The sequence below is a fragment of the Mesorhizobium sp. M4A.F.Ca.ET.090.04.2.1 genome (assembly GCF_003999085.1).
Lineage (GTDB): Bacteria > Pseudomonadota > Alphaproteobacteria > Rhizobiales > Rhizobiaceae > Mesorhizobium.
This window is the reverse complement of sequence record NZ_RZOT01000191.1, coordinates 1-10,199: the sequence shown is the minus strand read 5'-3', so window position 1 is coordinate 10,199 and position 10,199 is coordinate 1. Positions and strand designations below refer to the sequence as shown.

Sequence of the window (10,199 nt, the reverse complement as noted above, 5' to 3'; positions counted from 1 at the left end):
ATGTCGACCGGCTCTACGCGGCGAGCGGCCTCACCGATCCCGCCATCGACATCGATGTCGCCCTGACCGGCAAGGATGCGCTGGGGGGCGGCGGCGAACGCTTCTTCGGCGGCGACAATGTCGTCGCCGGCAATCCGGTGACGGCCGAGGTGGAGCTCCCCTCGGGCTCGTGGCGGATTTCGGCCATTCCCAAGGGTGGCTGGCCGGCGGCACCGAAGAATGAACGGACCTTGCAGGCACTCATGGCGCTCGCCGGCGTGTTGGTGGTGTTGCCGATCCTGGTGGCCGGACGGCTGTTCGGCGAGAGGCAGAAAAACTATGCCGAATTGAGGCGCCTGTCCGGACGGCTGGAGCTCGCGCTGGAGGCCTCGGGCATCGGTGTGTGGGAGCACGATCTCGCCACCAACGAACTGGTGTGGGACGAGCGCGTCAACGAGATTTACGGCAAGCCTGCCGACGCCAAGCCGCGCGGTTATGATGACTGGGCAGGGACGATCCACCCCGACGACATCGAGCGTGCGCGGCGGGATTTCGACCAGGCCGCAGCGACCAAGGGCCTCTACTCCTCGCAATACCGCCTCGTCCACCATGACGGCACTATCCGCCACGTCCGTACACGCGCGACGTTCTTCCAGGACAGCGGCGACACGCCGAAGATGATCGGCGCCGAATGGGACGTGACCAGCGACGTGCTGCTCAACGAGAACCTCGTGCGTGAGCGGCAGCTGTCGGAATCGAAGAACGCCGAGCTGGAGGCTGCCAGCGCCCGCATCGAGCATGTGGCGCTTCACGATTCACTGACTGGCCTGCCCAATCGCCGCTACCTCGACGAGATGCTGGCCGAAAGCGGGGAAACCGGCCGCACCGCGCTGCTGCATCTCGACCTCGACCGCTTCAAGCAGATCAACGACACGCTCGGTCACGCCGCGGGCGATGCCATGCTGGTGCACGCCTCCAAGGTCATCAAGGCCAACGCCAGGCCCGCCGATTTCGTGGCGCGCATCGGCGGCGACGAGTTCGTGGTGGTAGGCCATGGCGCTGGCGACGACAGGCTTGCCGAACTCGCCAGCCGCATTATCGAGGAGATGCGCCAGCCGGTAAATTTCCAGGGCCACCAGTGCCGGTTCGGCGTCAGCATCGGCATTGCCGCCAATGACGGCGTCGACGCCAGGCAGTTGCTCGTCAATGCCGATCTCGCGCTGTACCGGGCGAAAAGCCATGGCCGTAATCGCTACGAGTTCTTCAACGCGGAGCTGCAGAGCGAGATCGTTCGGACCAAGCAGATCGCCGATGAAATCCTGGGCGGGCTGGAGCGGAACGAATTCATCGCTTACTACCAGCCGCAGTTCGACGCCAGGACGCTCGAAATCGTCGGCGTCGAAGCGTTGTCGCGCTGGAAGCATCCGCGTCGCGGCATCCTCGCGCCCGCCGCCTATCTCAAGGTCGCCGAAGAACTGAATGTTGTGGCGCTGATCGACCGCACCACTCTCAAGCAGGCGCTGGAGAACTTCGAGCGCTGGTCGCATCTCAACATTCCGCGCGTTTCGGTCAACGTCTCGGCCAGGCGCCTTGAGGACAGAGACCTGATCAAGGGTCTGCGCAAGCTCGCCATCAAGCAAGGGACGGTGTCGTTCGAGCTGGTGGAGTCGATCTTCCTCGACGAGAACGACGACTTCGTTTCGTGGAATATCGAGCAGATCAAGGGACTCGGCATCGACATCGAAATCGACGATTTCGGCACCGGCTACGCCTCGATCGTCAGCCTGCTCAAGCTGCAGCCGCGCCGGCTCAAGATCGACCGCCAGCTGATCACGCCGATCACCGGCTCAACGGCGCAGCGGCGGCTGGTGTCGTCAATCATCGAGATCGGCAAGTCGCTCGGCATCGAAGTGGTGGCCGAAGGCGTCGAGACGATGGATCACGCGCGCATCCTCAAGGAACTGGGTTGCGACATCCTGCAGGGCTACGCCTTCGGCGCCCCGATGGACGCCAAGACCTTCAAGGCCTTCGCCCAGTCGCGCAAATGGCTCCAGGCGGGGTAGCGGAACAGCCCTACCCCCGCAGTCCCGGCGCTTCCTGGCCGGTCCGCGCGACATATTCAGTGTAGCCGCCGCCATAGGTGTGGATGCCATCGGGGGTGAGCTCCAGCACGCGGTTGGAAAGCGCGGCCAGGAAATGGCGGTCGTGCGAGACAAAGAGCATCGTGCCTTCGTACTGCGAAAGCGCGTTGATCAGCATCTCCTTGGTCGCCATGTCGAGGTGGTTGGTCGGCTCGTCGAGTACCAAAAGGTTGGGGGGATCGAACAGCATCAGCGCCATCACCAGCCGCGCCTTCTCGCCGCCGGACAGCACGCGGCACTTCTTCTCGATCTCGTCGCCGGAAAAGCCGAAGCAGCCGGCAAGCGCGCGCAGCGGCGCCTGGCCAGCCTGCGGGAAATTGTCTTCGAGCGTCTGGAACACGGTGCGCTCGCCCTCCAGCAGCTCCATGGCGTGCTGGGCGAAATAGCCCATCTTGACGCTCGGACCGCGCGCCACCGTGCCCTGGTCGGGCTCGGAGGCGCCGGCCACCAGCTTCAAAAGCGTCGACTTGCCGGCGCCGTTGATGCCCATCACGCACCAGCGCTCGCGCCGGCGCACCTGGAAGTCGAGGCCTGAATAGATGGTGCGGCTGCCGTAGCTCTTGTGGATACCCTTCAGCGTCGCCACGTCCTCGCCGCAGCGCGGTGCCGGCTGGAACTCGAAGGTCACCGTCTGGCGCCGCTTCGGCGGCTCGACGCGGTCGATCTTGTCGAGCTTCTTCACCCGGCTCTGGACCTGCGCGGCATGCGAGGCGCGCGCCTTGAAGCGCTCGATGAAGGCGATCTCCTTGGCCAGCATTGCCTGCTGGCGCTCGAACTGCGCCTGCAACTGCTTGTCGGCCAGCGCCCGCTGCTCCTGGTAGAATTCGTAATTGCCGGAGTAGGAGGTGAGCGAACCGGCGTCGATCTCGACGATCTTGGTGACGATGCGGTTCATGAACTCGCGGTCGTGCGAGGTCATCAGCAGCGCGCCGTCATAGTTTTTCAGGAATTGCTCCAACCAGATCAGGCTTTCGAGATCGAGGTGGTTGCTCGGCTCGTCGAGCAGCATGACATCGGGCCGCATCAACAGGATGCGCGCCAGCGCGACGCGCATCTTCCAGCCGCCGGAAAGTTTGGCGACGTCGCCGTCCATCATCTCCTGGCTGAAACCGAGGCCGTCCAGTACCTCGCGGGCGCGGCCGTCCAGCGCATAGCCGTCGAGCTCCTCGAAGCGGTGCTGCAGTTCGCCGTAGCGCTCGATGATGGCGTCCATCTCGTCGGCGCGGTCGGGATCGCCCATGGCGTGCTCGAGCTCGCGCATCTGGGCGGCGACCGCGCTTACCGGGCCGGCACCCTCCATCACCTCGGCAACGGCGCTCATACCTTCCATGTCGCCGACATCCTGGCTGAAATAGCCGATGGTGACGCCGCGATCGACCTGGACCTGCCCTTCGTCCGGCTGCTCCTGCCCGGTGATCATTCGGAACAAGGTCGTCTTGCCGGCGCCGTTCGGTCCGACGAGGCCGATCTTCTCGCCCTTCTGCAAGGCGGCCGAGGCTTCGATAAAGACGATCTGACGGCCGTTCTGCTTGCCGATGTTTTCAAGACGGATCATGGAGCGGTCCGGTTAAATGCGCTGACGTGGCGGGATTTGCCCGGGCATACGCGAATGCAGGCGGTAGTGGAAGAGGCAGAAGCGCCGCAGCCAGCATCCGTGGTGATTGGCGAAGGCGGCGGCGACAGTTGATCTCCCCCCTTGCGGGGGAGAAAGCATTTTCCTGCATTTGCGAGCGGGCTTGTCCCCGAGCAAGTGCTTGGAAAATGCCAGAGAGGGGATTTCGTAGGGCGCTGTGCGCTACTTTCTCGTAGGCGCAGTGCCCCCTCTCTTGCGGCGCTTTACTTCGCGTCGTGGAAGATGATTCCCACAGTGTGACGCCGCCCCGAGCGCAGACGACTGACGCCATGGCGCAGGTTCACCCGATAATAGCCCCGACTGCCCTCGACCGGCCGGTTGTGAACGGCGAAGATCACCGCGTCGCCGCGCCTCAGCGGCACCACCTCGGCACGGCTCTGCATGCGCGGGCGCTGCTCGGTCAACACGAACTCGCCGCCTTCAAAATCCTCGCCGGGTTCGGACAAGAGGATCGCCACCTGCAGCGGAAAGGCGAGCGTGCCGTAGAGGTCCTGATGCAGGCAGTTGAAGTCGCCGGGGCCGTATTGCAAGAGAAGCGGCGTCGGCCTCGTCTGCCCCTCGTCGTGGCAGCGCTTGAGGAAGGCAGCGTGGTCGGCGGGATAGCGCAGCGCTGCGCCCATCTTCTCGTTCCAGTCGTTGGCGACGCCAGCCAGCCGCGGATAGAGCGCCCTGCGCAGGCCTTCGATCGGATCGGGGAGCGGGTAGCGGAAATAGCGGTACTCGCCCTTGCCGAAGCCGTGACGCGCCATCACCACATGGCTGCGGAAATGTTCTTCGTGCGGATAGAGCGCGGCGATTTCGTCGCATTCGTCGGGGGCGAGAAGGTTTTTCATGACGGCGCAGCCATGGGCGTTGAGTTCGGAGACCAGGGCAGGCCAGTCTTGCGCCTCGACACGCGTTTCGGCGGAGCGGCTGGCGCGTTTGGCGCTGATGGAATGGATGGTCATGGCGGCCTCCTGTCGCTTGCCTACCGTGAAAATGGGGCGGGCGGAGGCTGGGAGCCACCCGTTTCATGCGGAGATTGGGCGCGGCCCTGACCTTCTCCCCTTGTAGGAGAAGGGAAGATCGCGCTTTCACCGCTTGCGATACCCCTCCAGCTCCGGATCGAGGTCGACCCGCACCGCATTGGTGAACACGCAGGTCGCCACCATGATGCCGGCAAAGGCGGCGAGGTTGACCAGCAGCGTGTCATCATAGCGCGCCTTGAGCGCTGCCCAGAGCTCATCCGGAATCGCATTGGCATCGGCGGCGACCGCCTTGCCGAAGGCGATCAGCAGCGTCTCGTCGGCGGTGGGCTCGATTGCCTCTGGATCGAGACCGCCATCCATCAGCGCGCGGCGGAAGAAGGTGACGGGAACCTCGGCGCGCATTGTCTCCGAGATCGCCATCGAAAGCAGCCAGATGGCACGGTCGTCCAGCGTAGGCTTGAGCAGATCGCGCAGCGTGAACCATTCGGCATAGATGCGGTGAGCGGCCGGCGAATTGAGCAGGATGCGCTTCATGTTGGTCATGCGCCCGCGCAAGCTGAGCTCCCTGTCGTGCTCGGCGCGGATTTCTTGCGACGCCGTCGCGTAGTCGATAGGCGGGATCATGGCCATGGGAAACGGTCCCCTCACCCCAGCGACGTGTGCAGTTCGGGGGAGGCGCGCAGCGTGTTGGAGACGGTGCAGATCGCCTCGGCATCCTCGATGATGCGCTGCTTGGTCGCCGTGTCGAGATCGCCGGAAATATCGAGCCTGATGCTGAAGCGGACGATGCGGGACGGCTCGTCCGCCGCCTTCTCGCCGCCGACCTCGGCGCGCACCTCGCCAAGCTGCGCGGCGACCCCAAGGCGCGTGGCAGCGATGCGGGCGCTGAGCACCATGCAGGCGGCGAGCGAGGCGTGCAACAGATCGAGCGGATTGAAGCCCGGCGCGCTCGCGCCGGTCACGATATCGACCGCGCCGCCGGTCGGCGTGGTGACAACCGGCAGGCCGCCGGGTTGCAGGACGGCCAGCGCGCCGGTCGCTCGGGTTCTGATCTTCAGCTCGCTCATCGTATTTCCTCTGGCGTGCCAGGGTTGGTGGACAGCTCAAAGATGCTGCCAGATTGCCTTCAGCGGCGAGCCGATTGCCTGCTCGATCCTGCGCAGCTGGTCGACCGCCAATGAGGTCTCTCCGGGATTGACGACCGTAAGCGCGCAGCTGCCGAATGCGGCAGGCCATACGTAGCGCAACTCGTTGAGTGAGGTCGGCCTTTCGCAGCAAGGCGTTACGACAGCAAGGTCTTTAAAGCCAGATGCAGCCGCCCGGTCCATCGCCTCGCCCCACCAAGCCTCGAGGTCACTGCCGCATAGCGGGCAATTGATGCTTTCCGTGTTCGCTCCGGCGTCGAAGAATGTGACCCCCTCCTCGGATTCAACGCCGATATGTTCGGCGCGTGGAAACAATCCACGCGCGATCGTCACCGCCTCGCTGGCTGCCGCTTCGCCGGGGCGCCAGTGCGGATCATACGAAACCAATCGCAGGTAACTGTCGGACATCCCCCTTCCTGGAGCAGGAAGGGTGTTCAAAGCAAGGTGTTTCGGCCGGATTCCAGCCTCTCTATTTCAGCGCCCGCAGCACATGCTTCTGGATCTTGCCCGATGCGGTGCGCGGCAAAGTCTCCACGGCCAAAAATTCCTTCGGCACCTTGTAGCGGGCGATGCGCGCGGCGCAGTGGCCGGCGAGCGCCGCCGGGTCGAGAGAACAACAGGCGCGCAACACGACGAAGGCGCGGCCGACCTCGCCCCAGCGTTCGTCGGCGATGCCGATCACAGCCGCCTCGTCGATGTCGGGATGGGCAAGCAGCGCCATCTCGACCTCGGCCGGGAAGACGTTCTCGCCGCCGGAGATGAACATGTCCTTGCGGCGGTCGACCAAGGTGACGAAGCCGTCCTCGTCGCGCCGCGCCATGTCGCCGGTGCGGAACCAGCCGTCCTCGCTGAAGGCGCGTGCGGTCTCCTGCGGCCGGTTCCAGTAGCCCGGCGTGACGTTGGGGCCGGCGAGCCAGATCTCGCCCGTCTCTCCCGGCGCGACATCGGTGCCGGCGCCATCGACGATGCGCAGTGAAACGGTCGGCGCCGGCAGGCCGGCCGAGCCCGCCTTGCCGGCGATGCGCTCGGCCTCCAGCGGCATGCCGAGCACCGTGCCGGCCTCGGTCATGCCGAAGCCGTCGACCATCGGCACGCCCTGCTCCAGCCACCACAGAACATCCGCGGCAGGGTTCGGCGCGCCGCCGGTGAAGAGCGCCAAGAGCGATGTCCATAGTCGCGGCGCGAACCCGGGATGCTCGCGCAGCATCCTCGCCATCTGCGGCACGCAGAAATAATGGGTGACGCCGAGCGCCGGATCGGCAAGGCGTCGGTTGGTGTCGCCGGGATCGAAGCCGGCGGAAATCAGCACCGTGCCGCCCTTGAGCAAAACGGGGCGAAGATTGGTGATCAGGCCGATGACATGGAACATCGGCGCGTCGCAAAGGAAGACGCTGTCATGGCCAACGCGGCCGATGACGCCGAAATTGACGGCGGTGGCGAAGGCATTGGCTTCGGTGACGTTGACGCCCTTCGGTTGGCCCGACGTGCCGGAGGTGTAGAGGATGATCGACGGCCGGTCGGCTTGCGGCAACGGACGGCGCGGCGCCGGCGCTTGCTCTTCCACCGCTGCCGCGAAGCGCGAGACGGCGAGCGGGGCGCAGCCGGGCGGCGGCGCAAGGTCGGGCGGGGTGTCATGGACCAGAAGCACGGGATCGCAATCGGCAAGGATGGCCTGCCGCTCGGGCGCGGCAAGCCGCCAGTTGACCGGCACGAAGATGGCGCCGAGGCGCATCGCCGCCTGCTGCAGGATGACGAGGTCGGCGCTGTTGCGGGCCAGCGTGGCGATCCGCTGCCCTTGCTTTATGCCACTGTTTTCGAGCACTGCGACGGCGCGCTGGATGGCATCGTCGAACGCGGCATAGGTCCAGCGCCGGCCGGACGCGAGGTCGACGCAAGCGAGGCGGTCCGGCTGCGCGCGGGCATGCAAGGCGACGGGGTCCGGTGTCGTCCAGGCCGGCATTGCGATCTCCTCCCGTGTCACGCGCCGTATCGGTTGCGGCCGGCATCGATCGCCGGTCCGAGACAGGTCACATCGACCGGATCATCTCGCCTTGTCGTAGGCGCCGAGGCCAGGCTTGTAGCTCTTTTCGTCGATGAACTGGCGGATGCCTTCCTTGCGGCCTTCACTGTCGAAGGAATTGGCCGCCTCCTGCGCCCGCACCAGATAGTCCTCGGCATTGTCGTAGGTCATCTCGGCGACGCGGCGGATGGCGTCCTTGGTGGCCTTGAGCGCCACCGGGTTCTTCTTCAGAAGAATCCCGGCCACTTCGGCGACGCGCGCCTTCAGGTCGCTGAGCGGCACGCTTTCATTGACCAGCTTCCAGGCCGCCGCCTTCCTGCCGTCGATCAGTTCGCCGGTCAGCGCGTGATACATGGCATCACGCATCGACAGCAGATCGACCACCACCTTGGTGGCGCCGCCGCCAGGCAGGATGCCCCAGTTGATCTCGGAGAGCGCGAACTGCGCCTCGTCGGCGGCGAAGGCGAGATCGCAGGCAAACAGCGGGCCATAGCCGCCGCCGAAGCACCAGCCATTGACCATGGCGATGGTCGGCACGCGGTACCAGCGCAGCCGCCGCCACCAGCCGTAAGCCTCGGCTTGCGCCTTGCGCACGGCGCCCAGGCCCTTCGCCTCGGTCTCGCGGAAATATTCCTTGAGGTCCATGCCGGCCGACCAGGCGGCGCCCTCGCCCGAGAGCACGAGAACGCTGACGTCGTCGCGGAATTCAAGCTCGTCGAGCACTTGCATCATGCGCCGGTTGAGCGCCGGGCTCATCGAATTGCGCTTGGCCGGCCGGTTGAAGCGGACCCAGGCGATGCCGTCCTCCACATCGAAGGCGACGGTGTCTTCGGTTTCTCCTGCCATGGGTCAATTCCTCCGAGATCGCTATGTTGCATAGCTTTTATCTTTGCTATGTCGCATAGTATTTTTACCTTGACAAGGGGCCGGATCGCGGCAATCGATCGAACATGGACGAAACCAGCAACGATCTCGCCGAGGACGCGCTCGACGCGCAGATCGGCTACAATCTGCGGCGCGCCTCGGCGCTGGCGCTCAACGATTTCGCTATCGAGATGGCGGAGGCGGAGTTGCGCCCCGTCACCTACGCCATGCTGGCGCTGATCGACGAACGGCCGGGCATCCGCGCCGCCGGGCTCTGCCGGCTGCTCGCCATGAAGAGCGCCAACATGGCGCCGCTGCTGGCCGAACTCGAGGAGCGCGGCCTGATCGAGCGCGACGACCATGCCAAGGATCGGCGCGTGCAGGAGCTTCGGCTGACCGAGGCGGCCAAGGCCGCGATGCCCGCCTGGCGGCGTCAGGTGCGCCTTCACGAGGACCGCTTCCTGCATCGGCTGACCAGCAAGGAGCGGGCAACGCTGCTGCGTCTGCTGCGCCTGATCTGGGTGGATGAGGCGGAGTGAGCGCCGGCGCGCCCTCAACTCCAAGCAAAACAATCCGATAGCGGCGCGTCCTGCGGGATTGATTCATCTGCGGGACATCGGGCCTTGGGCGATTAGCGTTTCCTCTCCCCGCGCATTTGCTGAGGGAGAGGAAGGACGCTATTTCGTCAGATCAAGGGCGGCCGAGAGATCGCCCATCGGCGGCTGCTCGTTATTGCGCAGCGCCTTGTCGCGGGCGACGATGCCGGGCAGCACCGGCAGGTCGTAGCGCGCGGTAATGAAGCGCAGGATCGAGGTCGTGTCGTACTGCGTGTGGTCGACGGTCCCCAGCTTCGCATAGGGCGAGATGATGAAGGCGGGAATGCGGTTGCCCGGGCCCCAGCGGTCGGCCCTGGGCGGCGCGACATGGTCCCAGAAGCCGCCATTCTCGTCATAGGTGACGACGACCAGCATATGCGGCCATTGCGGGCTCTTCTCCAGATGCGACACGATGTCGGCCAGATGCTTGTCGCCGCTGGTGACGTCGGCATAACCGCCATGCTCGTTGAGATTGCCCTGCGGCTTGTAGAAGCTCACTGAAGGCAGCTTGCCGTCGTCGATCGCCTTGATGAACTCGACGCCGTCGAGGCCGCCATCCTTCAGGTGCTCGGCGCGCGCGGCGGTGCCCGGCGCGTAGGCCGCGAAATAGTTGAACGGCTGGTGGTGGAACTGGAAGTTCGGCACTGGCGTGGCGTTCTTGCCGTCGAGCGCCGCCTGCCAGGCGCCGGAGTACCAGGCCCAGGAGACGCCCTTCAGCGACAGCAGGTCGCCGATGGTGATCTCGTGCTGCGGCGGCAGCGTGGTCGGCTGCGCCGGATCGGCCAAGGCCTTGTCACCGCCCTCGGCCGGCTTGTTGGCGCTCGGCTGGTAAGGCGGCTGCATGGTGTTGACG

Annotated in this window: 10 protein-coding genes; 2 read left to right on the top strand and 8 right to left on the bottom strand. The window is 65.4% G+C overall.

The window, feature by feature from the left end:
* A partial coding sequence (locus EN781_RS15400; protein ID WP_127400118.1) for an EAL domain-containing protein occupies nt 1-2,042 on the top strand: 2,042 nt, incomplete at its 5' end.
* 10 nt (nt 2,043-2,052) lie between these two features.
* Here the strand turns inward: EN781_RS15400 and EN781_RS15395 are convergent.
* From EN781_RS15395 to EN781_RS15365, 7 genes are all read right to left on the bottom strand, one after another.
* Nucleotides 2,053-3,675, bottom strand: coding sequence for an ABC-F family ATP-binding cassette domain-containing protein (locus EN781_RS15395; RefSeq protein WP_127400117.1), 1,623 nt, complete (start codon nt 3,673-3,675; stop codon nt 2,053-2,055).
* 281 nt (nt 3,676-3,956) lie between these two features.
* Complete coding sequence (locus EN781_RS15390; protein ID WP_126055440.1) at nt 3,957-4,700, bottom strand: 2OG-Fe(II) oxygenase; 744 nt, start codon at nt 4,698-4,700, stop codon at nt 3,957-3,959.
* Between the two features lie 126 nt (nt 4,701-4,826).
* On the bottom strand, nt 4,827-5,351 hold the full coding sequence (locus EN781_RS15385; RefSeq protein WP_126055441.1) for a hypothetical protein: 525 nt from the start codon (nt 5,349-5,351) through the stop codon (nt 4,827-4,829).
* A 14-nt stretch (nt 5,352-5,365) separates the two neighbouring features.
* Nucleotides 5,366-5,788, bottom strand: coding sequence for an OsmC family protein (locus EN781_RS15380; protein ID WP_126055442.1), 423 nt, complete (start codon nt 5,786-5,788; stop codon nt 5,366-5,368).
* A 36-nt stretch (nt 5,789-5,824) separates the two neighbouring features.
* Entirely contained in the window at nt 5,825-6,274 is a 450-nt protein-coding gene (locus EN781_RS15375; RefSeq protein WP_126055443.1) for a hypothetical protein, read from the bottom strand.
* Between the two features lie 61 nt (nt 6,275-6,335).
* Complete coding sequence (locus EN781_RS15370; protein WP_126055444.1) at nt 6,336-7,826, bottom strand: AMP-binding protein; 1,491 nt, start codon at nt 7,824-7,826, stop codon at nt 6,336-6,338.
* A gap of 81 nt (nt 7,827-7,907) precedes the next feature.
* Nucleotides 7,908-8,732 (bottom strand): p-hydroxycinnamoyl CoA hydratase/lyase, encoded by an 825-nt coding sequence (locus EN781_RS15365; protein WP_126055445.1) that lies wholly within the window; start codon nt 8,730-8,732, stop codon nt 7,908-7,910.
* A 104-nt stretch (nt 8,733-8,836) separates the two neighbouring features.
* On the opposite strand from EN781_RS15365, the gene EN781_RS15360 reads away from it, so the two are divergent.
* Nucleotides 8,837-9,289, top strand: a complete 453-nt coding sequence (locus tag EN781_RS15360; RefSeq protein WP_126055446.1) for a MarR family transcriptional regulator — start codon at nt 8,837-8,839, stop codon at nt 9,287-9,289.
* 138 nt (nt 9,290-9,427) lie between these two features.
* Here the strand turns inward: EN781_RS15360 and acpA are convergent.
* Nucleotides 9,428-10,199: acid phosphatase (gene acpA, locus EN781_RS15355; protein ID WP_127400116.1), on the bottom strand; the 772-nt coding region annotated here is incomplete at its 5' end.

Bases quoted from the DNA above. Each gene is read 5' to 3' on its own strand.
- EN781_RS15395 (WP_127400117.1), bottom strand. From the start codon at position 3,675: ATGATCCGTCTTGAAAACATCGGCAAGCAGAACGGCCGTCAGATCGTC.
- EN781_RS15390 (WP_126055440.1), bottom strand. From the start codon at position 4,700: ATGACCATCCATTCCATCAGCGCCAAACGCGCCAGCCGCTCCGCCGAA.
- EN781_RS15385 (WP_126055441.1), bottom strand. From the start codon at position 5,351: ATGGCCATGATCCCGCCTATCGACTACGCGACGGCGTCGCAAGAAATC.
- EN781_RS15380 (WP_126055442.1), bottom strand. From the start codon at position 5,788: ATGAGCGAGCTGAAGATCAGAACCCGAGCGACCGGCGCGCTGGCCGTC.
- EN781_RS15375 (WP_126055443.1), bottom strand. From the start codon at position 6,274: ATGTCCGACAGTTACCTGCGATTGGTTTCGTATGATCCGCACTGGCGC.
- EN781_RS15370 (WP_126055444.1), bottom strand. From the start codon at position 7,826: ATGCCGGCCTGGACGACACCGGACCCCGTCGCCTTGCATGCCCGCGCG.
- EN781_RS15365 (WP_126055445.1), bottom strand. From the start codon at position 8,732: ATGGCAGGAGAAACCGAAGACACCGTCGCCTTCGATGTGGAGGACGGC.
- EN781_RS15360 (WP_126055446.1), top strand. From the start codon at position 8,837: ATGGACGAAACCAGCAACGATCTCGCCGAGGACGCGCTCGACGCGCAG.